The organism is Diplocloster modestus (assembly GCF_019042245.1).
GTDB classification, from domain to species: Bacteria; Bacillota; Clostridia; order Lachnospirales; family Lachnospiraceae; genus Diplocloster; species Diplocloster modestus.
Window position 1 is genome coordinate 212,589 of record NZ_JAHQCX010000006.1, and the last position, 26,528, is coordinate 239,116.

General features: G+C 50.8%; 19 protein-coding genes. 5 read left to right on the plus strand and 14 right to left on the minus strand.

Features of this window, described 5'->3' with window-relative positions:
- Positions 1–55: 55 nt before the first annotated feature.
- The 10 genes from KTH90_RS11275 to KTH90_RS11320 form a co-directional block, all read right to left on the minus strand.
- The gene (locus tag KTH90_RS11275; RefSeq protein ID WP_158352502.1) at positions 56–3,370 is read right to left on the minus strand and encodes a tetratricopeptide repeat protein; all 3,315 of its coding nucleotides are present in this window, start codon (positions 3,368–3,370) and stop codon (positions 56–58) included.
- A 309-nt stretch (positions 3,371–3,679) separates the two neighbouring features.
- Complete coding sequence (locus KTH90_RS11280) at positions 3,680–5,074, minus strand: ABC transporter ATP-binding protein (RefSeq protein WP_158352503.1); 1,395 nt, start codon at positions 5,072–5,074, stop codon at positions 3,680–3,682.
- On the minus strand, positions 5,071–5,766 hold the full coding sequence (locus KTH90_RS11285; RefSeq protein ID WP_158352504.1) for an energy-coupling factor transporter transmembrane component T family protein: 696 nt from the start codon (positions 5,764–5,766) through the stop codon (positions 5,071–5,073). Before KTH90_RS11285 ends, KTH90_RS11280 begins: the two co-directional genes overlap by 4 nt.
- The gene (locus KTH90_RS11290) at positions 5,766–6,365 is read right to left on the minus strand and encodes an MptD family putative ECF transporter S component (RefSeq protein WP_158352505.1); all 600 of its coding nucleotides are present in this window, start codon (positions 6,363–6,365) and stop codon (positions 5,766–5,768) included. The genes KTH90_RS11285 and KTH90_RS11290 overlap by 1 nt, the downstream gene beginning before the upstream one ends.
- Positions 6,366–6,544: 179 nt before the next feature.
- Complete coding sequence (locus KTH90_RS11295) at positions 6,545–7,162, minus strand: TetR/AcrR family transcriptional regulator (protein WP_158352506.1); 618 nt, start codon at positions 7,160–7,162, stop codon at positions 6,545–6,547.
- A 187-nt stretch (positions 7,163–7,349) separates the two neighbouring features.
- Positions 7,350–8,795: an ABC transporter ATP-binding protein gene (locus tag KTH90_RS11300; RefSeq protein WP_238726813.1), complete on the minus strand. Its 1,446-nt coding sequence runs from the start codon at positions 8,793–8,795 to the stop codon at positions 7,350–7,352.
- Positions 8,792–9,520: an energy-coupling factor transporter transmembrane component T family protein gene (locus KTH90_RS11305; RefSeq protein WP_238726814.1), complete on the minus strand. Its 729-nt coding sequence runs from the start codon at positions 9,518–9,520 to the stop codon at positions 8,792–8,794. The genes KTH90_RS11300 and KTH90_RS11305 overlap by 4 nt, the downstream gene beginning before the upstream one ends.
- Positions 9,521–9,522: 2 nt before the next feature.
- Positions 9,523–10,131: an MptD family putative ECF transporter S component gene (locus tag KTH90_RS11310; protein ID WP_238726815.1), complete on the minus strand. Its 609-nt coding sequence runs from the start codon at positions 10,129–10,131 to the stop codon at positions 9,523–9,525.
- 10 nt (positions 10,132–10,141) lie between these two features.
- Positions 10,142–11,884, minus strand: coding sequence for an ABC transporter ATP-binding protein (locus KTH90_RS11315; RefSeq protein WP_158352510.1), 1,743 nt, complete (start codon positions 11,882–11,884; stop codon positions 10,142–10,144).
- Positions 11,877–13,685: an ABC transporter ATP-binding protein gene (locus KTH90_RS11320; protein WP_158352511.1), complete on the minus strand. Its 1,809-nt coding sequence runs from the start codon at positions 13,683–13,685 to the stop codon at positions 11,877–11,879. Before KTH90_RS11320 ends, KTH90_RS11315 begins: the two co-directional genes overlap by 8 nt.
- A gap of 281 nt (positions 13,686–13,966) precedes the next feature.
- Between KTH90_RS11320 and KTH90_RS11325 the strand changes: the two genes are divergently transcribed.
- The 5 genes from KTH90_RS11325 to KTH90_RS11345 all read left to right on the plus strand — a co-directional run bounded on the left by KTH90_RS11325 (position 13,967) and on the right by KTH90_RS11345 (position 20,450).
- Positions 13,967–14,923: a helix-turn-helix domain-containing protein gene (locus KTH90_RS11325; RefSeq protein WP_158352512.1), complete on the plus strand. Its 957-nt coding sequence runs from the start codon at positions 13,967–13,969 to the stop codon at positions 14,921–14,923.
- Between the two features lie 95 nt (positions 14,924–15,018).
- Complete coding sequence (locus tag KTH90_RS11330) at positions 15,019–15,648, plus strand: TetR/AcrR family transcriptional regulator (protein WP_158352513.1); 630 nt, start codon at positions 15,019–15,021, stop codon at positions 15,646–15,648.
- A gap of 61 nt (positions 15,649–15,709) precedes the next feature.
- Positions 15,710–17,512: an ABC transporter ATP-binding protein gene (locus KTH90_RS11335; RefSeq protein ID WP_158352514.1), complete on the plus strand. Its 1,803-nt coding sequence runs from the start codon at positions 15,710–15,712 to the stop codon at positions 17,510–17,512.
- Complete coding sequence (locus tag KTH90_RS11340) at positions 17,509–19,254, plus strand: ABC transporter ATP-binding protein (protein WP_158352515.1); 1,746 nt, start codon at positions 17,509–17,511, stop codon at positions 19,252–19,254. The genes KTH90_RS11335 and KTH90_RS11340 overlap by 4 nt, the downstream gene beginning before the upstream one ends.
- 182 nt (positions 19,255–19,436) lie before the next feature.
- Entirely contained in the window at positions 19,437–20,450 is a 1,014-nt protein-coding gene (locus KTH90_RS11345) for a Gfo/Idh/MocA family protein (RefSeq protein WP_158352516.1), read from the plus strand.
- On the opposite strand, the gene KTH90_RS11350 is transcribed toward KTH90_RS11345, so the two are convergent.
- The 4 genes from KTH90_RS11350 to KTH90_RS11365 form a co-directional block, all read right to left on the minus strand.
- Positions 20,439–21,344 (minus strand): carbohydrate kinase family protein, encoded by a 906-nt coding sequence (locus KTH90_RS11350; RefSeq protein WP_238726816.1) that lies wholly within the window; start codon positions 21,342–21,344, stop codon positions 20,439–20,441. The genes KTH90_RS11345 and KTH90_RS11350 overlap by 12 nt on opposite strands.
- Positions 21,341–22,726, minus strand: a complete 1,386-nt coding sequence (locus KTH90_RS11355; RefSeq protein ID WP_158352517.1) for a family 4 glycosyl hydrolase — start codon at positions 22,724–22,726, stop codon at positions 21,341–21,343. Before KTH90_RS11355 ends, KTH90_RS11350 begins: the two co-directional genes overlap by 4 nt.
- A 37-nt stretch (positions 22,727–22,763) precedes the next feature.
- Entirely contained in the window at positions 22,764–23,783 is a 1,020-nt protein-coding gene (locus KTH90_RS11360) for a LacI family DNA-binding transcriptional regulator (protein ID WP_238726817.1), read from the minus strand.
- Between the two features lie 249 nt (positions 23,784–24,032).
- Positions 24,033–26,525, minus strand: a complete 2,493-nt coding sequence (locus KTH90_RS11365; RefSeq protein WP_238726818.1) for a hypothetical protein — start codon at positions 26,523–26,525, stop codon at positions 24,033–24,035.
- Between the last annotated feature and the right edge of the window lie 3 nt (positions 26,526–26,528).

The window sequence follows — 26,528 nt, forward strand, 5'->3', positions numbered from 1 at the left end:
TAATACGATCAATTATATTTCCAGGCACTGCTATAGCATACGCACTTAGCGGCCTTTACCACTTTTCACATTCGGCCATCCGAAACCGCAGTTCCATATCCCTGCAGTCGATACTGTACGCTTTCCGGTATAACTCAAGCGCTTTCTTTTTCTCTCCTGCTTCTTCCAGCAGCATACCCTGTGCCATATAATATTCCCAGCACTCCCGGCAGCTGCAGCTGCGGCACATGTCCCGGCAGCCGATCTGACCGAAAAGCTCCGCCGTTTTTTCCATATCCCCCAGATAATAATACATTCGGCCCAAAATGTAAAGACGAGCATTTTTCCTCTTCTTCGTCTCCAGATAATGTTCCATGGAGCCGTACTCCTGAATCGTGGCTTCTATCTCCATGTCAAAATACTTCTTCACGTTCTTGGCATCCTTCTTCTCCGAATACAGATGCATCAGCGCACGGCAGGAAATCGAATACTCGTTGCTGCCCACTTTCGCCTGAGACAGCGCGGTTGTGATGTATTTTTCCGCCTTTCTCAGATTCTTCTTATAATAATACAGATACTGCCCGATCATCCGGTTGGCTTTCGCGTAGGAATCATCCTCTTTCAGCGCTTTCTTGCAATACTGGATGGCAGTTTTATAATCCCCGGTGTACTCATACAGATAGGCCAGTTCACACAGATAGTAAGCCTTGTTACTGTTTTCCATCTCAAGAATTTCCTCTACCACCTGTATGGCCTCCCGGAAATGTCCCTGGGAAGAATACATGTCCGACAGGTTTTCCCGCAGTCCGGGCTTATTCGGAAACAATTTGATATTCTTCAGGTAGGCCTCTTTTGCCTCTTCATAGCGTCCCATCCTCTCATAACAGTCGGCCAGGTTCCCATAGAACACGGTAGATTCTCCCGGCGTCATACATTCCAGCGCTTTCAGGAACATCGGCAGGGCCTCCTCGTAGCGCCCGCAATATTTATAGACGCAGCCCAGATTGTTATAAGCATAGGAATCCTCCGGCTCCAGTTCGAATGCTTTCCGAAAATCAGCCTCCGCTTCATCCCAATAGCTGGCGCTCATATACAGAAGCCCCCGCTCCACATAGTAATAGGCTGTGGGTGTCAACTCCAGCTGACGGCTGGAATAGGGAAGCGCTTTCTCAAAATACTGCTGTTCCTCCGTGTCATCATACAGATCGGAATAGTAGTCCGCCAGGCGGCTGTTCGCCCTGCGGTGATCCGGATTTATCTCCAGCACCTTCTCAAAGCACTCCTTCGCCTTCTCGCTCTTACCCAGCTCCCGGTAACAGTTCCCCAGATCCTCGTAGATATTTTCGTTGTCCGCCACATGCCTCTGACACTGCTGATACAGCTTCAGCGCTTTCTCATACTCTCGGTCCCGATAGAGCACATCCGCCTTGAGCCACAGATTATCCACGGAGGGGTCTGTCTGTATCGCCTCCTCCACCTGGCTTAACGCGTCCTTATACTCACCCAGAGCCATAGAGCACAGGACGATTTCCCGGAGGATCTGGTTTAATTCCTCTTTCATCCCGCTCTCCGCCCGCAGTTTCGGGACCAGTTCCCGGTCAAAACTGCGCGCTTCCACATATTCCTCGTCCTCCGATGCCTTCATGCGCATCGTCTTTCCCCGGATCACGTCCAGCTTCAGACTGCTGGTCTCGTTTTCTTTGGCCTGATCCAGAATACTCTGCACATCGTCATACTGCCGGTAAATATAAAACACCTCTGCCGGAAGCTCGTAAGTCTTCGGTATATAGGGGAATATCTCTTTGATCTTATAGAAATCATCGATGACCTCCTGGGCGGAGCGCAGATGGAAATAGGCATCCTGCCTGGTCACCAGCGCCGGCAGGTAGCGGCTGTCATTTTCCAGGATCTGATCACAGATATCCACGCTCTCCCGGTAGCGTTCCATATGCAGCAAAATATCCGCTTTTTGCTGGAGCGCCCCGTTATCTTCTATGTAGGTCAGCGCCTGATCAATGGCCGTCAGCGCCTCGTCATAATATTTCGCATCGGAATCCCCCAGCTTCTGATCCGACGCGGCCAACAGGCTGTAAGCCTTCAGGAAGCGCCCTGGCAGCGCCTGTTCCTCTTCCTCATTCTTGGGCGTTTCCGACCGGATACTCTGGATCCACGCTTCAAAATGCCGTCTGGCCTCGTCATATTCCGCCAGGTTATAATAGAATCTTCCGCTCAGGCTGTGATATTCCGCCTCATTTTCCTCGTCCGGCTCCAATCCGGCCAGAAGTTCTACCCCCTCCTCATTTCTCTCATTCTGGAGCAGGCACCAGCCCAGCTTGAAGCGGATCGTAAAGTTATCCGGCTCGGCCCCGCATTCCTCAGAAAACTGGGGAATCAGATGTTCATTTACCTCTTTTAACCTGGCACGGACATCCTGATTATCGGAAATGTCGTTCATAATAGCGATAAAGCTTTCCTTCGCCTCCGCGTACTGCCCGGACTTCTTAAGATACTCCGCGCAGCGGAAACGTGCCGTATAGTGATCCTTTTCCGTCTCCAGCACTTTCTTATAACATTCATTGGCTTCCTCGAAACGCTCAAGATCCCAGTACGCCTGTCCGGTCACATAGGCGGTCCACCAGTCCTCCGGATATTTATCCTTCAGCGGCACCAGACGGTCCACTGCTTCCTGGGGCCGATCCTGTTTGATCTCCGCCTCGGCCCTGGAAACTTCCAGGTAGGGATGGTAAATACCCAGGCTTTCGGCCTGAGAAAATAGTTCATCCAGAGAACTGAACTTCCCCTCTTCCACATTCCTCCGGATTTCAAAAAACAGGCTCAGATAAGTGTCATATTCCGCATCATCCGGCCCCTCAAAGTATTCATAAGAGAACCATTCGTCCTGAGTACATTTATTTTCTACAAACTGGAGAAAATCCAGCGGAAAGGACTCTTTGAGCTCCTCCATATCCGCCAGCAGGGAGAACTGTTCATCCATCAGCATCCAGATCTGGGAAGGCAGCCTAAAGTGATCCATGCAATATTTCAGCAGTTCCGTTCTCACTTCGGGACCGGTTTCCAGATCCAGGCAGATGTCGTCCCGAAACAGTTCTTTCCATGACTCGGGGTCGATTCTTGTGGATAATGTGCCATAGACCGCCTTTACTTTGTCCAGCCAATCTCCCAGAGGGCCTTCCGGGCCTTTTTCCTGTTCCTTCGGCTCTTCTGCGGCCAGGCTGCATGCCTGCTCATAAGCTTCTCTTAAACGCTTGAATCCTTCCGGGTCATCCTCCGGATTTACATTTACCAGCTTCGACCGGTAGGCCTGTTTGATTTCTTCTTCGTTTTTCGTGGGCTCAATGCCCAAAACCAACCATACCTGTTTTTCATCCATTGTTTATCCCACCATTGCTTTCCTGATTTATGTAGTATTTTGCGATATATTTTCTATCATAACCTATATGGGCTGGTTGTGCAAATGGGGATTTTCTTTAGAACTTCCAACAGATTTTCTTTAGAACTTCCAATGGTCCAGATCTGTGCCTTCCTCTGTAAGGCACCTGCATAAGCACCTGCTGTTTACCGGTATAAGAAAAAACCACTACACATTTTATGGTGTGTCGGTGGCTTACTTCTCCTTTTTTCCGGAGGAACGCTGCTTTTTTGATTTAATGCGCAAAAATGGCCCGTAGACGCGGGAATCCTAAGTTATGGTGCGGATTGTCAGCTCGCAGTCACAGCAGGCCGCCATCAGTTCCTGATCGTGGGTTATGACAAGGATACACCTGCCATCCCGGGCCGCTTCCTTCAGCACCTGGGCGACAATGGACATATTCCCGCCGTCCAGGCCGCTGGTGGGCTCATCAAAAATCAGGACACTCCGGCCGGACAGGATCCCACAGGCGATGGAAAGACGTTGCTTCTGCCCACCGGAGAGGGTTGCAGGGTGGGCATCCTTATACTCATACAGGCCCAGCTGTTTCAGCACCGTCCGGGCCGCTTCCAGATGCCTTGGGGTGTGATCCGAGTGAAGCAGCAGCTCCTCTGTGACACTATTTGTAAAAAACTGCGTCCCTGTGTCATTGGCGCTGTACCAGATATGCCTGCGGCGGATACGGGGCGGCATTTTCACTCCCTCTATTTCTATTGTACCGCCGCTTTCCTTCCACAGGCCGGAAAGCACCAGCGCCAGCGTGGTTTTTCCCGCACCGTTATGCCCGGTTACAGCAGCTATCATCCCGGCCGTAAGCGAGAAGCTGATGTGGGAAAGAATCTGCGTTTTTTTCCGCCGGCAGCAAATACCTTGTGCGCACACAAAAGGTGCGCCAGTCTTTGCAGCCGTCGGCAGGGCCGGGGAGACAGATCTTGTCACCTGCCGTAAGCCATAGGCTGCCCTCTCTTCCGGGGTAAGCAGTTCCATTTCCGCTGCAGTTTTCTCCCATAGAATGCGCCCGCCGCAAACATAGACATAGCGGTCTGCAATGCCCAAGAGCCATGAGAGCCGATGCTCTGCCACGATAAGTGTGCTTCCCTGCGCCTTGAGTTTATGGAAAATCCTAGTCAGCTGCCCTGTCCCCTCACCGTCCAGATTAGCGGTGGGTTCATCACAGACATAGGCCGATGGGCGCTGGGCATAAACGGATGCAATGGCTGCCCGCTGCTTCTCCCCGCTGGAGAGTACATCCAAACTGCGTGCCCGCAGATGTTCGAGGTCAAACGCCGCAATAGCGCAATCGGTCCGTTCCCGTATTTTCTCTGCGCTCAAGCCGTAGTTCTCACTGGCGAACGCCACCTCTCCGGCCAGCTCTGAGGAAAAAAACTGGCTTTGGGGATCTTGAAACACACTGCCAATCTTCTGTCCGACCGCCCATCCCGGCATTTGGGAAACCGGCACGCTGTCCATGAGAATCTCCCCGGTCAGTGTACCAGTATAAAAAGAGGGCGCAAGGCCGTTGAGCAGTCTGGTAAGTGTCGTTTTTCCGCCGCCGGAGGGCCCGGTTAAGACAACACATTCTTTATCCTGTATGGTCAGGTTTATTCCGGAGATACCGGCTTCACAGTCTGAATAGGTAAAGGATACATCCCTGAGTTCAATCACAGCCGTATCCCTCCCATCAGAAGAACAGCTGTAGTTCCCGCTGTCCATACCGCCAGCCATATCCAATCCTGCCGGCACACAGGCTTCTCGTAATAGCTCCCCCGTATACCCGGCCGCTGCGCGCCTCTTGCGACCGCTGATACGGATAGCTGATCGGCAATCTGCAGACAGCGCAGCAGAAGGGGCACCACTACATATTCACAGGACGCTGCCGGGTGGCTAAGAATCTGCTTTGGTGCCGTCAGGCCCCGATTCTGCATAGAGCGTCCCACTCTCTTTAATTCCGCTTTCATAGTAGGGAAAAAGCGGAACATAACCAGCAGGCCCAAAATCACGGGAGTGGGTGTATGGATGCGGGACAAAAAGGCTGAAAATTCACCAGGCGGGGTCGTAATGAGATCCCACGCAACGAGGAACGCCGGCGACAGGCTCCAGAACATCAGCACATAAAACTCCGAGAAAACCAACATGTGCAGGCCATGAAAGCGGATCAAATATAGCAGCAGCGCCAGCAGCAAATAAAATATCCCGAAGGAGCGCAAAAGCCGCCAGTTTTTCTGAACGACAAGGTATACAAAGCCTATGCCCGTCAGAACGCAGGTCAGCATCATATTAATTGTCAGCGAAACGCCGATAATGACACAAATAAGTGCCCATAGCTTTACTCCGACAGCCAGGTTATTGCGCTGCATCAAAGGACACCCGCCTTTTTAAAATGCTTGCCGATCAGCCTGGAACCAATGAGGCTCCCCGCGAAGCCGCAGGCCGTGGTAAACAGGATGATAAATACAAGCCATCCGGCAGAAGTGTAGTATCTGACAAAAGAATCTATGTAGCCCTGCTCCATGCCGCTTGAGAGGGCGAAAGTTTCATAGGTGTCCCAAAAGAACCAGATTGGCAGCAGATTGACACCGTTATACAGGAGGCTGGCGGCTGTCCACGCAGCCGTAATCTTTTTGCAGGACTCCCAGCCGTTCTTCCAGAGGATGCCCTCGCAGATGATACCCGCCACCATGTAATAAGGCAGCAGATACCAGTTTCCCATGAGGAGGAATACAAGGCCAAGGATGGTCATATAGACCATCGAGACAAACCGCTTATGAACCCGGCTGACCATAAGAAAATAGACCGGCGCGCATAATAACATGGTAATGCCCACGGAAAGCACCATGCTGACAAAATCATTGGCCATACAGATCATATTCACGATGAGCTGAATCACGATCAGCAGGATGGTGAGCAGTACCGTGGTAATAACATCCCTGACTGCCCATTTATTTTTCTTTTCCATTTCGTATCCCTTCTTTCTTAGGATTGTAAAAGCTAATAATTTTTCATACTCCCTGCCGAGTTTGCTTTTCAGCAGCAGCTTTTTGGGGTCAGTGCGCATCCCATCACTCCTTCCTTTTCTATATTTCCTGTGAATATTTATAAGTTAGTTCATGCTAACTTATGTGAAAAATTTAAGGCTCATTTGAGCCTCAAAAGTCCTTCCCAGCCAGAGTTGAAAAAAGAAGCCAGTTCCCTGACATACTCTACGGCCTCCTCCCGGGACATATCATGCGCCACTGTTTCAAAAACTGCTGTAAAATAGGCACTTGTAATCATATGATGCAGCTTGCGGCCCACATGCCCTTCCAGCTTACCGTGTTTCTCAAGCTCTGCATGGTATCTTTCTGTCTGCGCAACATCCAGCTCCACCAGGTCATGGATATAGCCTGCATACCTCGTACCGTCGGCGCAGCACACCACCAGCTTAAAAGCATCAAAGTTATCATAGATATAATTGATAAAACATTCCAGATACTCTGTAGAAAGATTACGGCTCTGTGCGGCTTTGTCACCAGGTATCAGATCAAAGTGTGCATCTTGTGCAGCTTTGAATTGTTCCATCAGCCCATCCGCCGCTTCCGATACCAACGCCTCAAACAGCGAAACTTTATCCGGATAGTAACCGTAAAATGCTCCCTGGGTGAAGCCGGCCTCTTTGACAATCCCCCTCAGAGAGGCATCCTTAAACCCCTTTTTGAGAAATTCCTTTTTGCCGATCTCCAATATCTTTTTTTGGGTGTTTGTATATTCAGGCATTATTCCCACTCTTTTCCCTGCCGGATATATAGCAATCTGTATCAGTGATATATATCACTGATATATTACCCCATTTTCCCAGCCGTGTCAATAGGAAAACGAAAATATGAGGAAACGAAAATATAAAACGTATGCCCAAAGTCCTAAACGTGTCCTGTCTCTTCTCCGCATTTTGCGATTTCTCTATTTATACCTCCTGCTCACTCTTGCGCAGCACATTTCGATAGTAGCGGATTCTGCCGCCTTCCACATATAAAACACAGTCCGATGCTTCCGCAATCAATTCCATATCGTGCGTAATCAGCAGAATGCAGCGCTCTTCCTTCGCAAGCTGTTTCAGCAGCTTTACAGTCAGATGCATATGATACCCGTCCAGGCCGCTGGTCGGCTCGTCGAATACAAGGAGATTTCTTTCGCTCGCTGCCGCCAGGGCCAGCAGCAGCCGCTGCTTCTGCCCGCCGGAAAGCGATGCCGGATGCCGGGTGAGAAAAGCCTCCAATCCCATCTCCCGGATCTGGGTAAGCGCTGTTTCTTTCAATGTTTTTGTTTCTTTTCTGCCCAGGAAAAACTCGTCCAGCACAGTCGGCGCATACAGCTGGTAATCTGAATCCTGCTGTACAAAAAAAGATTTCTGCGTACGGCGTTTTTTCTTCAGGAGTTCGCCATCCATCTGAACGGTTCCCATCGCGCTGCATAACCCTGTGATAATTCTGCAAAGGGTGGATTTACCCGCTCCGTTGGGCCCGGCCATGGCGAGTATCTTTCCGTTTTGCGCAGAAAATGATATTTCCTCTAAGACTTGCTGACCGTCCAGCGTGCAAGAGACCGCAGACACCTGTAAACGATCACTTGATTTTTGTCCAAAAGCACCGCCTACACGAAAAGCTGGCGTGTCAAAGGGACGAAGCCCCATGCGGATAAGCTGTTCTTCCGGTAATTTAAGCGCCTCCTCATGTCCATAGACAGCAGAAACCGCTCCGTCCTCCATATAAATAAGACGGTCAAAGGAATCCCGCACATAATGAAAGCGGTGTTCGGAAAGAACGATCGTATGTCCTGCCATTTTCAACCGATACAGCAGAGAACCTAGCCGAACCATCGCTTCGCTGTCCAAATTAGCCGATGGTTCGTCCAAAGCAATGACCCCTGGCTCCATTGCGCAGACAGAGGCAATCGCAACAAGCTGTTTTTCGCCGCTTGATAACGGGAAGATCCTGCGGTCTAACAATCTCCTGATATTCATCTGCCGGCAAACCGCAGTCAATCGTTCCTGCATTACGGAGCGCTCCAGCGGAATATTTTCCATTCCCAGCACAACCTCATCTGTAGTGTTTGTGGCAAAAAACTGGCTGCGGGGGTCTTGGAAAACACTGCCTATTTTTGTACCCAACTGGTGGATAGGCATTTGCAGAGCATCCTGCCCGTCCAGAAGATAGCCTCCTTCTATCTTTCCCGGGTAGAATTGCGGGCAAAGACCATTTAGAACACGCGTCAATGTGGTCTTTCCGCAGCCGCTTCTGCCGGACAGGATCACCAGCTCACCCTTTTTGACATGCAGATCAATGTTTACGAGCTGTCCGCGGGCTTCGCCTGTGTTTTCATACGAAAAAGAGAGGTTTTTCAGTTCTATCATAGTATCTCCATCCTTTCCAGCAAAAAGACAACGGCAGAGACAAGTAAAGCAATCAAACAAAGCAGGGTATCCTTCCATGTGAATCTGACGGGTCGGAAGCTGGTCGTTTCTCCCGAAAAGCGCACACCGCGCACAGTCATAGACGCAGAAAGCTCCTCCGCAACCTTTGTGGTGCGCAAGATCAGCGGAATTAGGATGTACTCAACGGTCGAGGGAAGATGGGCAAGCGTGTGTAACACGCCTACCCCTATCCCCCGAAACCTCTGGGATGCGCGAATCGCACGATACTCGCCGCCGATCGTGGGGAAGAACCGCAGCAGAACAGCCACCCCGATACCAACCGCTTTTGGGAGCCGCATCGCCTGCAGAGATGCCAGCAAAGAACCTGTGGGTTCTTTTGCCAGGCAAATAGCAAACGATAAAGGAATCATTGCTTTACGCCCGAGAACTCCCATGTTGGAAAATGCAAGGCCCAGGAAATAAAGCCTGTCGCTTGGCAGAAGCCGTACCCCGAACCACAAAAATCCCGTAAAAACCAGGTAGGCAAGCAGGTATGTGATCACATACTGCCCTTTCCGGATTACAAGCTGCAAAAGCATACACCAAACGAACAGGCAGAAGCCTCCCTGATCGGAATGGATCCATATGATAGCAACCACACCAACCAGAAGATGAACCAGCCAGGTCCTCGGGTCGATTTTCGCTCCAGCCTGTTTTCTCTCCACGCTCACGCGACACCGGCGGGCTTAAAGTGCTTGCCCAACATTTTAACCCCAAGAAGATAACCGCCGACGCAGAGAACAGCCGTGACAACCAAAGAAATCAAGATATTCTGCGGAGCGCACCAGAATTGGGCCGTCTGATCGACAGCCGCTCTTGCCGCTGCCTCATCCATGCCTGCATCCATGTAGATCTGAACATAGCTCTGTCTGAACAGGAAAAGGTTAAAGGTGCTTCCCATTGCGTTCAGGCACCACATAAGGACATGGGGAACGGCCGGACGGATTTTGCTCTGATAGCCGCTTCCCAGCATAATAAGCTCGTTAATTACAGCAAGAATGTAAAAATACAAAGCGGCAGTTGCACTGCCCATAATCAGCATATAAGTGCCGTAGAGTGCAGCGATGATAAACTGTGTGCCGATCTTCGCGCACTTGCGGATTATCAGAACATAAATGATACCATTCACCAGGCCGATTAGCCCAGGTTCAAGGAAATATAAAAGCTGCATATTTGCTGCGAAGGGCAGCATAATCACATAGCCGATACCGATCATCAGGCAAGACAGTACAACAGTAAGGACAAACTCCTTGAGATTCAAAAACTTTGTTTTCATTTCTTTCCTCCTAAGATTGTTTAAACGTGTAGTTTCCCGCTTGACTTTGTAAATCCCATAGCCGGGAGTAGAGTCCATCCATCCCGACAAGCTGGCTGTGGGTTCCCTTTTGGGTGATTCTTCCATCCTCAAGGACAAGAATCTGTTCCGCGTTTCGCACGGTTTTCAGACGGTGCGCGATCATTACAACGGTACGCTCCTTTGCTATATCATCCAGGGCTTTTTGCACCATCGCCTCGTTATCCGCGTCAAGGGAGGCTGTAGGCTCATCCAAAAGTAAAATCGGCACATTTTTCAGAAATGCTCTTGCAAGCGAAATACGCTGCCGCTCACCGCCCGACAAGGTTGCACCTCCTTCACCCACCACAGTATCGTAGTCCTCCGGCAGAGCAGATATGAAGTCGTGGCATTGGGCTTTTTGACAAGCTTCCATCATTTGCTGTTCCGTGATACTCTCGTTTCCGAAACAGAGGTTTTCGCGGATTGTGCCGCGGAACAGATACGCATTTTGCATTACCATAGAAACTTGCGCCAGCAGGCTTTCGGGGGTAATGCTCCGGAGTTCTTTCCCCTCCATCCGTATATGGCCGTCCTGGTAGTCCCAAAAACGCGCCATCAGCCGCAGCAGTGTGGATTTTCCGCTCCCGGAGGGACCGACCAAAGCGGTTAACGCCCCCGCCGGAGTATGTAATGTCACGTCGTGTATGACATCTCTGCCGCCTGTATAATGGAAAGAAACCCCGTCAAACTTATATCTTTCACCATGGGAAATTTCTTCTGTTCCTGATGGGTCAGGCGTCGTCATCACTTTGTCCAGCCGTTCCCCAGAAAGAGCCATTCCCCGAAGCGCGGTTATGCTGCTCACCAGGGTTAGTGCAGGCTCTGTCATCTTCGTTGCAAGAACCAGGAATCCAGCAAAATCCAGCACAGTAAGGCTCCCGCCCATGAGCAGATACAAACCCGCTGCCGCCGTCACAGGAACAATAAACTTAATCAGTGAAGCACACAGTGTCGAAAGGCTTCCGGTAACCGCTTCATCCCGAAGCGATACCTCCCGCAAATCTGAAAAAGCCTTTTCCAACGCATCAAAGCCGCTGCCGGTATGATGGTACGCTTTCAAATCCTTCATGCCATGCAAATACTCGTTGAGTTGTGTTGCTGCTTTTGTTTTTGCTTCCATGACCTGACGGCTATGCTTTTCTTTGACCTTTGCGATCCGAAGCATGAGAACCGCACAGACAGGCAGCATGGTGAATATCGCAGCAGCCATCCGCCAGTCAAAGAAGGCCATGCAGAGAAAGGAAACCAGCAGCAGAAGTCCTACACCAATGGGATACGGCAGCCAGTAACACATGGTGTACTCTACATTTGCAAAATCGCTGGCAAAGGAGCTGATCAACTCACCGGATTCCCTGGAGGAAAAGAAGCCGAGCGGCTGACGGCGCAGTTTTTGAATATATGCGATGCGTTTATCCGCCGTGTCGTTATAAGCCCGTCCATAGGTGTTATAGTACGATACCAATTCCACAATGTATTGCAGAACAACATAACCAAGTCCGATGGCCGCTATTTTTATGAGCAGCGGAAGATCAAGCGTGAAGGGCGGTGAAAACGCCTGCCCCAGTATATAAACTGCCATATACGCAAGAATGGCCGGCAGAATACTGAAAGCCTGCGAGAAGAACAGCCAAAAGGTAGGCTGAATAATTTCCTTTGGGTGATGAAATGTGAATTGCCGGATCATCTTATACATACGAATGCCCTCCCTTCATCTGCCATCTTTCGGTTTCGTTCTGAATCGACCAAAGATGAGAATATAATCCTTTCTTTTGCAGCAGGGCTGCATGTGTGCCGCTTTCTTTTAGCTGCCCATTTTCCAGCACGAAAATGCAATCCGCTTCCTGTATGGAATATAGCCTGTGTGCGATCATCAGTACGGTTTTTCCATTCAAAAGTTCTGCCATTCCCTCGCGCAAAGCCAGCTCATTTTCCGCATCGGTAAACGCCATCGCTTCATCCAGCACAACGATAGGCGCATCCTTCAGAATCGCCCGTGCGATGGCAATACGCTGCGCTTCCCCGCCTGAGAGCTTATGTCCGCCGTCGCCCAGCTTCGTATCGTATCCGTCAGGGAACGACAAAATGAATTCATGGCATCGGGCGGCTTTTGCTGCTCGTTCCACTTCGGCACGGCTTACCTGGCGGTGCATAGCGATATTGTCAAAGGCACTTTCTGCAAATATGTACGTATCCTGGAACACAAACGCTACGGTATCCATCAGGGCTTCGGTGGAATAATCCCGAATGTCCTTACCGCCCACGGAAATTGCGCCGCTTTCCATATCCCAAAACCGGGCAAGAAGCTGTCCGGCCGTGGATTTACCGCCGCCCGAAGGACCTACCAGCGCAGCAAAGCTTCCTGCGGGAATATCCATCGTGACATGGTCAAGCGCCATCCTGCGCAGCGGATCAGCCGCATTCTGATAGGAGAAGCTGACATCCGAAAACATAATCCCAACGCTGCCCTCCGGTGCTTTACAGGTTCCCTCCGGCATTGGCTGCATATCCAATACCCCGTCAATCTGATCCATCCGGACGGACAAATTTCTGAGGTCAGCACCGAACTCCACCAATTCCATTAACGGGCTGATGCAGGCAGGACCCACAATCAGGAACATCAGCAGTTCCATCATAAGCCCATGATCGCCCGGCTTCAGATACAGCAGAATACAGCCTGTCACCAGAAGAAAAGCAAGGACGGAAATTGTAATTGTCTTGTATGCGCCAAAAATAGGAGTCACCCTTTTCAGGTACGTTTTCCAATGATCCCGATTTTTTTCTACCAGGCCTGTCAGGCGGCGCGCCGCTGCTTCCGGTCTGCCGAATATCTTTTCTTCCTCCATTCCGGCTGCATATTCGGAAAAAGCTGCGTCCAGCTCGGTCGAAGAACGGTTCAAGTCTGTCCAGATTTTTTGCCCCTGCTTACCTCCAAAAGCCGAGTACTGTATGAGGAACGCCAACAGTAACGCGGCAAAAATGGTGAGCGCAAGCGGAATATTCAGGGAAAACATCAAAACAGCCAAAGCCGCTAACAGCAAGCCAGCTCCAAAGATATTAGAAACATCATGTGCGATGATGTTTTCCATCTTCTCGATGTTCTCATTCATCATCTTTTGTACTGCTCCGGACTGTCCTCCTGTATAGAAGCCGAGATTCAATCTGCCCATGTGATTAAGGATGCGCATTCTTAAATCATAGAGCGCATGGAACGCGCAGGCATGGCACATAAAGCTGCCGGTCATAGACAGTACAATACCGGCAGCGATACTGCCGACGGTTATTCCTGCCCAGATCCATACATCACTTGATTGAACAGCGGTTCCTTCCAGAGAGGCGGTCAGAAAAATCCGAATAATACGATAGACGGTATAAAAAGGCACTCCCGACAGCAGAACGCTAAGAGCAGAACAGGACACGCCAAACACATATCGTCCGGGACTGCAATACGCAGTTCGGAACACCCGCAGAACTGCGTTTTTATTTGTATCTCTCATATATCTCCTTTCCTTTCCAACGCCGGGATTACCCAAAGCATCAGTACAATTATTTTTAGTTAGTTATAGCTAACCTATGTATATTATACTTGTCTGTTCCTGACTGTCAATGGCAGAAAAAGTGCCTGAAAAGCAAATTAAAATTATAGGGATATCGCAAAGTTCCTTTATTCCTGGCGTTTTTTGTAGTATACTTTTCATATCGAGTTGCTTTATGCTAACCATTTTTTGTGCCAAAACAGAAACCAAAATGTCACAACGGAAATAGAAGGAGCAGAGAAATGATTACGATTCACAGTATTGAAGAAATGTTGATGTTCTATACTTCCTTCGGCGGGATACGGAAGGAATCCGTCAACGGGTTTTCTTATATATTCCCCGAACGGCAATCCAGTGTACGTTTTTGGGGTGAGCTGCATGGCTTTTCGGCAGCCAATGCCGATTTTACCTATCCCCAGGACACCATTGTCCGTACACAATTCAGCCAGCGGTATATTGGCGTCGGTATTAGTGAACAGGGTACTGTCCAAACCTATACCCAGAAAAATCAAATACTGCACTTTCGAGAAGGAGTCAACTGCTTCGTCTTCGATTCTCCCGTCCCTTTTTTTATGAAAGTCCCCGGAGGGCAGTGTCTGCGTTTTCAAGGTTTGTATTTTCAAGAGGCATTTTTTACAGAGAACAACATTCCTCTCTACGACAGTTTTTGGCGGGACGCAAAGAATACAATCAACGGCGCTGATCTCCACGCGCCAGAGTTGGTATCCATCTACCGCCGTATCGAACAATGCCGATTGACTGGGTCTGCCTTCGATACATGGCTGAAGGGATTGGGATTTGAAGCGGCGGGATATCTGATCGGCCTTGTACAGCACCTGTCTTCCCTGCCCCCTGTCTATCTCGATGACAGTGAACTGCAGGCAGCAGAACGGGCTAAAAAGATTATCCGGGCAGACCTAAAAAACACATTGTCCATACCTGATATTTGCAAAAAAGTAGGAGTTAATAAGAATAAGCTGCAGATGGTCTTTCGCTTAACAGAGGGAAAAAGTGTAGCAGAATATATCCGGACGCTTCGTATGGAAAAGGCGCTTGATTTGTTAGAAGACAATACACTTTCTATAAATGCGGTGGCAGCGGCAGTAGGCTATCACGGGATCAGCAATTTCTACGCAGTATTTCAGCGCACTTTCGGGGATACTCCCGCAGCGATTCAAAAAATGATTGGAACTAAATAGTCTCTTATTATCCATCTTGACAGGAGTGTTCTCCTGGATTATACTGATAATCAAGTTACCGATAATTTAATTATCTATGAAGGGAGGAAAACTTTATGGCGGTTCCTGATCATTCCATTGATCCGCGTATTCTGGAATGTGCGAAGCAGGAATTTTTATCGCTCGGGTATGAAAAGGCTTCCCTGAAGCATATTTGCGAAGAAGCCGGCGTCACCACCGGTGCCCTTTACAAACGGTACAAGGGCAAGGACGACCTGTTTGCCGCGGTTGTTTCGGATACGATTACAGCCCTCGATACCGAGACAAAAAAACGCACGGACGTCGACGTACACGCCATGTCGGATCAGCAGCTGACCGGCGCGTGGGATATGAATGCTGGTATGCGGCAGTGGTTTCAGTTTCTCTATGGACTCAAAGAAGGATTCACACTGCTTGTCAAGTGCTCAGCGGGATCTTCCTATTCCAACTTCGAGCATGAGTTCGTGGAAAAAATGTGTGTCGGCACTTACTCCTATTACCGGGAGGCATACCGCCGCGGGCTGGCGAAGTATGACATCTCCCCCGAAGAGATGCACATCATCCTATCCGCATTCTGGCAGACTGTTTATGAACCGTTCATCCATGACTTTGACTGGACGAAGCTTAAGATCCACTGCGCCACGGTTAACCGGCTGTTTGATTGGTATGGAATGCTGGGTATACCGAATACAGATACGCTCCCCTGATGGGGAGCAAAATTTTTATTCGCAGGTTAGTACAAACTAACTCACTAAAGGAGGAATCAAATTGTTTGAAAAGGTTTTGAGCTATACCGGAAGTTACAAAAAATACACCTACGCAGCGGCAGCGCTGATGCTTCTGGGTGTGGCGGCCAGTGTGCTGCCGTTTCTGTTCATCTATCAGATCATCGAACCGCTGTTGGACGCCGGCCATCCGGCCCTGGCTGCGGGGGACCTCATCTGGAGAGTAGCTGCCATCGCTATGTGCGGTGTCCTGTATGCTGTGCTTTATGTGAAGGGGCTGGGTCTGTCCCACGAATCTGCCTACCACACCCTGAAAAACATCCGTGTCTCCCTGCAGGGCAAATTGGAGCCCCAGCCCCTGGGAACCATCCAGGGCCACGGTTCCGGGGCGCTGAAGCAAATGTTCATTGATGATATCGAGTCTGTGGAGCTGCTGCTGGCCCACGCCCTGCCAGAAGGCATCGCCAACCTGGCCGTACCCGTTTTTATTTACATCGCCATGTTCCTGGTGGACTGGAAGCTGGCGCTGCTTTCCCTATGCTCACTGCCCCTTGGTCTGCTGGCAACAGGCGCCATGTACATAGGCGGTATGAGTAAAATGGGACAGTATTTTGAGTCGGGTCAAAAGATGAACAATACCATCGTGGAGTATATCAACGGCATGGAGGTCGTCAAGGTGTTCAACCGGGACGGCGAGAGTTATAAGCGTTTTGAAACCGATGTGAAAAATTATCGGGATTTTACACTGGATTGGTACAAAGCCAGCTGGCCCTGGATGGCGCTGTACACCACAGTGCTCCCCTGCGCGGCTATGGCGGCCCTGCCCCTGGGCGCATTTTTCGTGATTCAGGGTTATTCCACACTGGCTGATCTGGTACTGATTCTGTGCATGGGCTTTGGGATCGGGGCACCTCTCATCAAGGCGGTGAGTTTTATGTCCACCATGCCGCAGCTCAACTATAAAATCAGTGCGCTGGAGGAGATGATGTCCGCTCCTCCCCTGCGGCAGTCTGCACGCTCCTTTGAGGGCAGAGACCATTCCATATCCTTTCAGAATGTACGTTTTACCTACAAAGCAAATTCCGGCGCAGCCGGAATACAAGACCCCCTGGAGGGCAAACAAGACGAGGTCCTTCACGGCGTGTCGCTGGAAATTCCCGAAGGCGGCCTGACCGCGCTGGTGGGGGAATCCGGCAGCGGCAAGTCCACCCTCGCAAAACTGCTGGTGCATTTTTACGATGTGGACAGCGGCAGCATCCGGCTCGGCGGTCAGGACCTTTGTGACATGAGCGTAGAGGCATTAAATAACGAGATCTCCTATGTGGCTCAGGAACAGTTCTTATTTAACATGAGCCTCCTGGAAAATATCCGGCTGGGCAGGCCGGACGCCAGCGATGAGGAAGTGATGGCCGCGGCTATAAAAGCCCAGTGTAGCGAATTCCTTGCCCGGCTGCCCTTGGGACTTTACTCCATGGCAGGTGACAGCGGTAAAATGCTCTCCGGCGGAGAACGCCAGCGGATATCCCTGGCCCGCGCGATTCTGAAAAACGCTCCCGTCGTGGTCTTAGACGAAGCGACCGCTTTCATGGACCCGGAAAACGAGGAGAAAATGAATCAGGCCATTGCAGAGGTTATCCGGGAAAAAACGGTCATCGTCATCGCACACCGGCTGCACTCCATCGTAAATGCGGATCAGATCTGCGTGCTGGCCGAAGGCAGGGTAGCCGCCTGCGGCACCCACAAGGAACTGCTGGCGCAATCCTCCGACTATCAGCGGCTGTGGGCCGCGGCCGAAGGCAGCGCCCAGTGGAAAGTCACGGCAGAAAAAGGAGGGAAAACGCTATGATTGCACTCATCCGAAGAATTTTAGGAACATCCGGAAAATATAAATCAAGAATCAAATGGGCCTTTGTATTCTCCTTCCTCAAGGGCATGATGATGAAGGCGCCCATTATGCTCTCTTTTCTTGCCATAACCAGATTTATGGCAGGCACGGCGGACGCGGCCTTCTGCGGCACACTTGCTGCCGGCATGGCTGTCAGCCTGCTCCTATGTGTGTTCTTTCAGCATCTTGCCGACCGTCTGCAGGCGGGCGCAGGTTTTGAACTGTTTGCCGATAAACGGATGGAATTGGGGACACATCTGCGGAAAATGCCCATGGGATACTTTACCGAGGGAAATATCGGCCGCATCAGCTCGGTGCTCTCCTCGGATATGGGCTTTATTGAGCAGAACTGCATGATGGTGCTGGCCGACTTAATGAGTTACATTTTCGCGGAGTTCATCATGGTGGCGTTTCTGTTCTATCTCAGCCCATGGATGGGGCTTGGGGCACTGGTCATCCTCGTTTTTTTTCTGCTGGTAGGCAAGGGAATGAAAAAGGAGGCCATGGAGGACTCCGTCAAACGGCAGGAGCAAAACGGGAACCTTACCGACGCGGTGCTGGACTATATCGAGGGCATGGGTATCACCAAAACCTACAATCTTCTGGGAAAGAGATCCAAAGAACTGACAGACAATTTTGACCGGATGTGCAGCGTCAGCATCGACTTCGAGGAGGCGGCAGCCCCCTGGCAGCGCAGGATGAATCTGGTCTACGGGCTGGGTACGGCGGCGGCGCTGGCTCTCTGCCTTGTACTGTATATGCAGGGGCTGCTTACGGCCTCCTATCTCATCGGCGTGATGCTGTTTCTGTTTGATTTATTCAACCCGATCCGCATGCTGTACAGCCAGTCCACCCGACTGACGGTAATGAGCGCTGCCCTTGACCGCGTGGAAAATCTATTCGGCGAGCAGGAGCTTTTGGATACCGGTACTGCCCGCATCCCGGCAGCCGCCGATGCGCCGGAAATTGAATTTAAGCATGTCAGTTTTGCTTACGGTGATAAAGAGGTACTTCATGACGTCAGCTTCTCCCTGCCGCGCAACCAGATGTTTGCGCTGGTAGGCCCCTCCGGCGGTGGCAAATCCACCATTGCCAATCTGCTGGCCCGATTCTGGGATGTGAATGACGGCCAGGTGCTGATCCGCGGCAGGGATGTGCGGGAAATCCCCCTGTCGGAGCTGATGAACCACATTTCCATGGTATTCCAGCGGGTTTATCTATTCCAGGATACCATCTACAACAATATTTCCATGGGCCGGCCGGATGCCACCCGTAAGGAGGTTATCGAAGCGGCGAAGAAAGCCCGCTGCTACGACTTTATCATGGCGCTGCCCAACGGCTTTGACACGATGGTGGGCGAGGGGGGCGAATCCCTCTCCGGCGGCGAAAAGCAGCGTATCTCCATCGCCCGCTGTATCTTAAAAGACGCGCCCATCGTCATTCTGGATGAAGCCACCGCCAGCGTAGATGCCGACAATGAAAGCTATATCCAGCAGGCCATCTCGGAGCTGTGCCGCGGTAAAACGCTTCTGGTCATCGCCCACAGGCTGGGCACGATCCAAAACGCTGATCAAATCCTTGTGGTATCCGGCGGTGGTATCGCCCAGTCGGGCAGCCATGACGAACTGATCGGCACGGACGGCATCTACCGCACCTTTGTCAACGTCCGGCAGAACAGCCTGGGCTGGAGCCGCCAGGTGTAGCAGGCGTTCGTGTTACCACTCGGCTACAGTTCCGTCCGCATTGCACCAGACCGGGGGGTTCCACAGCGCTTGGTTAATGCCGGAGATGGGGCTCATCCATCTGGGCGGTACCTACGGAATCAGAACACAGCCAATTGAAACACCGCCGCAGATATGGTAAAGTTATCTACGGAGGTGTTCCTATGATACGTATTGCAATTATTGGTACCAATAAAATAACACGGCGTTTTCTGGAGGCCGTGCAAAAAACAGAACTTCTTAAGTTAACCGGTGTGTATTCCCGCACCATAGAAAAGGCAGTCGAATTCGGAACAGAATTCGGAGCGGAGAAATTCTACGATCGGCTGGAACCTCTGGCTTCCGATCCCGATATCGACGCGGTCTACATCGCCAGTCCGAATTACTGCCACTGCGCCCAGGCGGTTATGCTTATGCAGGCTGGCAAGCATGTTCTGGTGGAAAAGCCGGCCGCATCCAACTTTGCCGAATTTACCCGGATGGCGCAGGCCGCGCGGCAGAATCATGTGATCCTGCTGGAAGCCATGCGCTGTGTGATAGACCCGGCTTTCGATCTGTTGGCCGCACATTTGGATGACATCGGGGAGGTCCGCCAGGTGATTCTGCAGTACTGCCAGTATTCCTCCCGTTATGACAACTATAAAAACGGCATCATTGAAAATGCGTTCCGGCCGGAGCTCTCCAATGGATCTCTGATGGATATCGGTGTGTACTGCACGCATCTGATGGCTAAGCTCTTCGGCATGCCGAAGAAAATACAGGCGGATGCCGTATTTCTGCCGAATCAGATCGACGGAGCCGGGACGATCCTGGCACATTATGATGATTTTCAGGTGCAGCTGGTCTATTCTAAAATATGCGACAGCTTCGTGCCCAGTCAGATCATGGGGGAAAAGGGCACGCTGACCTTCCGGGAGCTTCCCAACATCCACGATATCGACCTGATCTTAAGAAATGGGGAACAGAAACGCTTTCCGCTTCAGAAGGATTCCAACAATATGCTGTATGAGGCCATTCGCTTTGCGGAAATGATAAACGGGCAGGATTCGGCCGCCTGTGAGGAATGTCTCAGAGTTTCCGGTATGGAGATGCAGATTATGGACGAGGCCCGCAGACAGATCGGTTTGGTTTTTCCGGCGGATACCTTCCGCCATACCCAAAATACCTCAGCCCTTTAATTTCCTTGCGATCCCGAGCAATTCCTCCCGATTCACATAACTGGACAGGCAGCCCACCGACTGGACACAGGTCCCGCCGGTAATGTTCCCGAACAGGACACAGTCATCCAGCGGATAGTCCTCGTACAGTCCGAACAGAAATCCGCTTAAAAATGCATCGCCTGCCCCTGTAGCATCGACTGGAAGGACTCCGGGAAGCGGCGGTATGATCCTGGTTCCCGCCCTGTCCTTTATCATACAGCCGTCTGCATCCAGTTTGATGATTACCTGTTCAAAGAAACTGCTCAACACCTCCGCGGCATCCTTAAGATTCCCTGTCCCGGTGATCTTAAGAGCCTCCTTCCGATTCGGTGTATAGAAATCAGCCGTCTCCAGATAAGGGCGGTAATTCTCAACGGACAATTCTTCCGACCACCCCGTATCCAGGACTAGTACTGTTCCCTCACGCTTCAGCCTTTGATAAGCATGCAGAAAATCCTCCTGCATCTCCACCACCCTGGCTCCCTTAAGTTCCTGGTATATTTTTTCCTCTATCTGCGGTGTGACCGTTTTCTTATTCCGGAATGACAGAAAGCTTCTGTCAGTCTCCGTCACCATCGCGGCGGTTACCGTGACCGGCATCTGATCCCCGGTATACAGATTCTCATAATCTATAGGGAACCGGTCCAGCTCTTTTCTTACAAAATCAGAAAAGAAATCCCTGCCAAGAAAGGTCAGCAGCTTGACCGGAATGCCCAGTCTGGCCATATTGATCATTGTGGCCGGAACTCCTCCCCCGATCTGGGTGTCAAATTCCCTGGAATAAATTTCCTTCCCCTCTTCCGGCAGATGCTCCAGTCCGGTAAAAAGAAGGTCTACATTCAGATATCCCGCTCCCCCTGCAAATTTCATCATTTCCACCCCTCTGTATATTCATGGTTCGCTTCCAGATATTCCTTTACCAGGGTCCTGGCCAGGGAATAGGAATTTACCAGCGGATGTACACACAGGCAATCCACTGCCCGGTCGATACTCTTCTGTCTGATCGCCTCCGAGGCCAGGCGCTCATAACACTTCACCTGCCGGATTAGTTCCATCTGCATGAATCCTGGCTGTCTGACCGGATGCGGGATATATTCACCGTCCCGGATCGTACAGGTGACCTCTGCCACATCATTATCCTGAAGGCCGGGAATTGCCCCTTTGTTCGGCACACACAGAATCATCTGTGTCTCATGCCCTGTGATCTCCGATTCCATATAAGTCAGGGCCACTCCCGCGTATCCCCCATTGTCAGGAGCGTACAGATCGAAATGGAAGGGTTTGGTATTGCCCGCTATTCCGGTTTCGTTCGCCATGTAGGCCGTCTCTCTTTTTCCGTGCCATTTATCAAAAACGCGCAGGCAGGCATCAAAGTCCTGTTCGATATCCATACCGGACAGTTCCTCTGTCATCTGGCGGTTCACGTCCCGGATCACTTCCCCTCTGGTGATCCCTGCTTTCAGGATGTGTTCCACGGCCTCCTGCCGGTAATAATAGTAATACAGATATTCATTCAGAACACAGCCAAAATGCATCGCAAGCTCTTTGTCAAAAAAGCGCATCTGCGTCGAATGGTAGATATCATCCCTGGAGAGCAGATCGGGCATTACTTCCCGCCCCTGCACCTGAATATTTGGGAAAAAAGACAGGTGATTCAATCCGTAGCAGTCTCCGGTCACCTCTTCCGGCTTTACTCCGTACAGATCTGCCAGAGAACGCAGTAATTCACTGGGGGCGTCGCAGATACCAAATGTAAAATCATACCCCATATCCCGTAGTGTCTGTGACACCACTCCCGCCGGATTCGTAAAATTAAAGATTTTCACCCCGGGGGACGCGTATTCCCTGGCCAATTCACAGTATTTCTCCAGGGCCGGTATGGAGCGCATGGCAAAGGAGAATCCCGCCGCGCCTGTGGTTTCCTGCCCCAGTATGCCGTGGGCCAGCGCGATCCGTTCATCCCGGATGCGCATCTCATCTCCTCCCGCACGTATCGTGGTAATCAGATAATCCGCATCCCGGACCGCCTCCACCGGATCGGTTGTCAGTGTAAATTCCACTTCCGGATCCAGCCGTCTGGCTGCCTCCCGGGCCATTTTCCCATAAATATTTAACTTTTGTTCGTCGTTATCCATAAAAACGATCCGGCCAAATCCCAATCTGCCGGCACAGGACACCAGGCTCTTTGCCAAAAACATGGAGCGGACTCCTCCTCCGCCTACAACTGTAAGTTTTTTGTTCGCTTTTTCTCTCATTTCTGCCTCCATTGGCGCATAAACTGCGCCATAATTATTATAAAAGGTTCCTTGTTCCGTCCTTTCCCTGCCCCTTTTTTCTGGAAATGCAGGTTCCTCCTTCCAGAATGGAATAAGGAAGCACGATTTCCATATTCGGAAATCTTTCTTCCGGATTCTGGAAAGCATCCAGGATTTTCGTCACAAACTGTCCGATCGGCTGCCGGACTGTGGTCAATCTGGGGATCACACGCTGCGAGATACTGATTCCATCAAATCCTATAACCGAGATCTCCTCCGGTACCCGATCTGCATGATCCGCCAGGGCTGCGATGGCTCCCAGTGCCATCTCATCGCTGAACGCAAAGACTGCAGTAAAATCCATCCCTCTCTCAATCCTCATACTGGTCAGCCGATACCCATTCTCATAGGTCGGGCTGCCGTATTCCACCCAGGAGTCGTCAAATACCATCCCATATTCCTCCAGAGCCCTTCTGCAGCCCATCAGCCTCTGATAACCGGACCCGATGCTCTGGGAACGATGAGCAAGGAATAAAATCTGTTCATGCCCACGCTCCAGAAGATATCGGGTTACATCATACCCAGCAGACAGGTCATTGATCCGGATCATCTCGCATCGGCTGTCCGAGGTGGCTCCCCCCAGCATGACGCTTTTGATATTCTTGGCGCCGATATAATTTAAAACTGCCTGATCCACTTCCTCATCCAGATAGATGACGCCCGTTATCGACACTTCTTTGAAAAACAGCTTATAGCTCTCATCCCCCGGAAACGTTGGGATAATCATCACCCGGTACTGATACCTGGGAATCTGCTCAATCAACTCTTTTAATACTTCTGTGAAATAACCCTGCTGGAGATTCGGGAGCAGGACGGCGATTACCCCCTTGTCCTTCTGCCGTTTTCCGGAGCCTGGGGTATAGTCCAGCATTTTCATAGCCCCCTCGATTTTTTCTGCCTTCTCATCGCTGACGATACTGTTCCCTGAAATATATCGTGAAACAGTTGCCGGGGATACCCCTGCCTGTTTCGCAATCTCACGTATTGTTGCCGCCAATCTCACCACCACGTTTTCTGTCTGATTTTTAATTATATCTATGTAAAACAGTCAAATTTGTTATAATTTGGGCCATTTCTCTACTCCCTTATGATCTTTTTATTATCATAATATTTTAGGATTTCTTCGTCAATATTGTTTCATTTGTTTCATAATTGTTTCATACTTTTCATCAAATATAGTTTCCCTTCAAATCCCGTAATTTTACGGCTCCATTCAGACATCCTAAATAATCTAAAAATATATCCGCTATTTTCCAAGCCTGCTCCCATATTTTACTTCCCTCCTAATCAGACACAAAGAACCGATTCCCATAGCGGTCATCAGGCCGCCCACTACACATGCCCTAAAGGCCGATCCACTTCCGGGAAGCAGCAGATCCATCGCCGCCACCGGCATCGACAGTGCCAGATACCGAAAAGGTTTGATTCCAATATAGTGATAGAGCAGGGAAGGCAGCAGTACTCCGGCTCCCGCCATGTATGCCGGCTCCATCCGTTTCATCCGGGAGGATACCCATAATACCAGAAAACCACTGCAGACCAGCATGATCCACCGGTACCCATAGAGCAGGATCAGGAAAGTCCCGATACTGCATGGAACCGGAAACTCTGTCAGCATCTTTAGACTCTGCACCGGTGCACCCAGACTATCCACCCTGCAGGTACTCATCATTGTATATACCTCCCGGCCATAGATCAGCCCCCATACGGCTGTAGCCACCAGCAAGGCCGCCGTAATTTTTGTAAACATCCATTTTCCTCTGCCGTTCCATCCGGCGCGCGCCACCCGGTTCATCCCGGATCTGGCCTCATAAGCAAAACAACCGGCCAGCAGCAGGCCGACTGCCAGGAGTCCCACAAGGGCAGCCCGTTGTCTGAGATACCCCGCCTCTTCCCCGTAGATACTCTCATAGACCGATTCATCCAGCAGCCAGAGCGCTCTGCCTTTTTCTTCCGACAGAATCTGTAATTCATTCACACGGTTCTGTATGCTCTGCAGCGCCTGCCGCTTTATACCTGCCGCATCGTTTTCCCGGATACAGGCACTCAGCTGTGTATAATCTATCTTACCGCCATCATACTCCCGCTGCGCTTGTTCGAGGGCATCTTCCGCCGTGTCGATCTCCTTTTGGACGGCGGCTATCTGTTTTTGCGTCTCCCCGTTCAGTTCGCCCTCCCATTGCACCAGATATTCCCGGGCCAGCTGCATGGGCAGAGTAGCAGCCTGGACCGGAATGGTAAAAGTAAGACCTGAAACGGCATATACAAACACGGCCGCGATTACGATTCCCCGCTGGAGAAACAGAATCTTATAAAGTTCCATGCCAAACAGTCCCAGATGCCTCAACATCCGATCCTTTACCGAATTCCACAGCCAGGAGAGCCGTACCAGCCTGCTTTTTCCTCCGGCCGGCTTCTGGACACACGCGAGGACGGCGCACCATATCCCGCAGACCAGTCCCAAAGGCAGCAGCGCAGTCTGGGAAATACGCCGGATACCGACGGGATATCCGAAAAGATCCACGTTCAGATAGTTGGTGTATAGTTCCGACAGGTGAATATAGGAGAAAATATTAAAATATTTAAATATATTGAACAGACTCTGAACCGGCAGGAATCGATACAGCACATATTCGGCGCCAAGGAAAATCGTCAGGACTGCAATGGTAAGTTTTACGTCATGGACAGCGCTGAGCAGCAGCCACAAAAGCAAAGCCAGAATAAAGGCGCTCAGAACACGCATCATAAAAAACTGCACCAGGAATCCGCCCAGAGTACATGCCTGCGGCAGCTTCCCCAAAAGCTCCACCGACTGTGCCGCCCGGTCAAGTCCAATCTCTCCCCCATAGATGGCTATTCCCATATACAGATCAGAGCCGTACAACAGAACCGACGCACCGGCTGATACGCAAAACAATATGCCGGCTCTGGCAGCTGCCAGCCTGAACCGTCCTGACAAAGCAGCGTGTATGACGCACCACAGCCCCTTCTCCCTCTCCTCCAGGAAACTTAAGCAGACCAGAATCAGGGTAAGCAAAAGAAGATAGTCTGTCAAAGGAAAATCCAGAAGCGCATTCACCGCACCGTCCGCGCCCAGGCTCAGTTGAACTCCCGTAAGATCTTCAAAATCTGCAGCTGTCCGGATAATATTTCTCCCCGAAAACCCGTCTGTATCGCTAAAAACAGAAAATGCCAGCATTCTGTCCTTATTTTCCCTGATCCCATCCAGATAATCTTCATAACCGTTCAGATAGGACAGCTGGGACAGCAGTGCATCCACGGCTACCGTCAGCGATTTTATATCCTCCCTCGTCCATGTACGCTGTTCCAATTTTTTGATATAGGGAGCGTACTTTAATCTGTATTCCTCATATTGATCCGCGTAGTAATACTGATCCTTATTCTGGACAATAATGTACAGTTCTGTCAGAAGCCCTAAATCTTCTGCCATCTGTTCCAGCTCCGCCTGGGCCGTCCAGGTATCCGTATCCCGGTATTTTTGCAGCAGATTCCGGTAGATCCGAAGGCACCTGGCCGCGTCCGCGTCCATGGTCCGGTCAATGATCTCTGCGTTTATGCCAAAAGACAGATCCGCGGAATTGGAGAAATTGGCACTCAGGTTCATTCCGTAGTTCCCATCCTTTTGCGCCTGCCAGAAGAAGAACAGATTCAAAAGCAGTAGCATGCCGAATCCCAGCCAGAGGCGGCGGTTTGTAAAAACGCGCAAGTACTCTCTCATCCC

Bases quoted from the DNA above. Each gene is read 5' to 3' on its own strand.
- KTH90_RS11310 (WP_238726815.1), bottom strand. From the start codon at position 10,131: ATGAAAACAAAGTTTTTGAATCTCAAGGAGTTTGTCCTTACTGTTGTA.
- KTH90_RS11320 (WP_158352511.1), bottom strand. From the start codon at position 13,685: ATGAGAGATACAAATAAAAACGCAGTTCTGCGGGTGTTCCGAACTGCG.
- KTH90_RS11315 (WP_158352510.1), bottom strand. From the start codon at position 11,884: ATGTATAAGATGATCCGGCAATTCACATTTCATCACCCAAAGGAAATT.
- KTH90_RS11300 (WP_238726813.1), bottom strand. From the start codon at position 8,795: ATGATAGAACTGAAAAACCTCTCTTTTTCGTATGAAAACACAGGCGAA.
- KTH90_RS11325 (WP_158352512.1), top strand. From the start codon at position 13,967: ATGATTACGATTCACAGTATTGAAGAAATGTTGATGTTCTATACTTCC.
- KTH90_RS11350 (WP_238726816.1), bottom strand. From the start codon at position 21,344: ATGATGAAATTTGCAGGGGGAGCGGGATATCTGAATGTAGACCTTCTT.
- KTH90_RS11295 (WP_158352506.1), bottom strand. From the start codon at position 7,162: ATGCCTGAATATACAAACACCCAAAAAAAGATATTGGAGATCGGCAAA.
- KTH90_RS11340 (WP_158352515.1), top strand. From the start codon at position 17,509: ATGATTGCACTCATCCGAAGAATTTTAGGAACATCCGGAAAATATAAA.
- KTH90_RS11290 (WP_158352505.1), bottom strand. From the start codon at position 6,365: ATGGAAAAGAAAAATAAATGGGCAGTCAGGGATGTTATTACCACGGTA.
- KTH90_RS11355 (WP_158352517.1), bottom strand. From the start codon at position 22,726: ATGAGAGAAAAAGCGAACAAAAAACTTACAGTTGTAGGCGGAGGAGGA.
- KTH90_RS11275 (WP_158352502.1), bottom strand. From the start codon at position 3,370: ATGGATGAAAAACAGGTATGGTTGGTTTTGGGCATTGAGCCCACGAAA.
- KTH90_RS11330 (WP_158352513.1), top strand. From the start codon at position 15,019: ATGGCGGTTCCTGATCATTCCATTGATCCGCGTATTCTGGAATGTGCG.
- KTH90_RS11285 (WP_158352504.1), bottom strand. From the start codon at position 5,766: ATGCAGCGCAATAACCTGGCTGTCGGAGTAAAGCTATGGGCACTTATT.
- KTH90_RS11345 (WP_158352516.1), top strand. From the start codon at position 19,437: ATGATACGTATTGCAATTATTGGTACCAATAAAATAACACGGCGTTTT.
- KTH90_RS11365 (WP_238726818.1), bottom strand. From the start codon at position 26,525: ATGAGAGAGTACTTGCGCGTTTTTACAAACCGCCGCCTCTGGCTGGGA.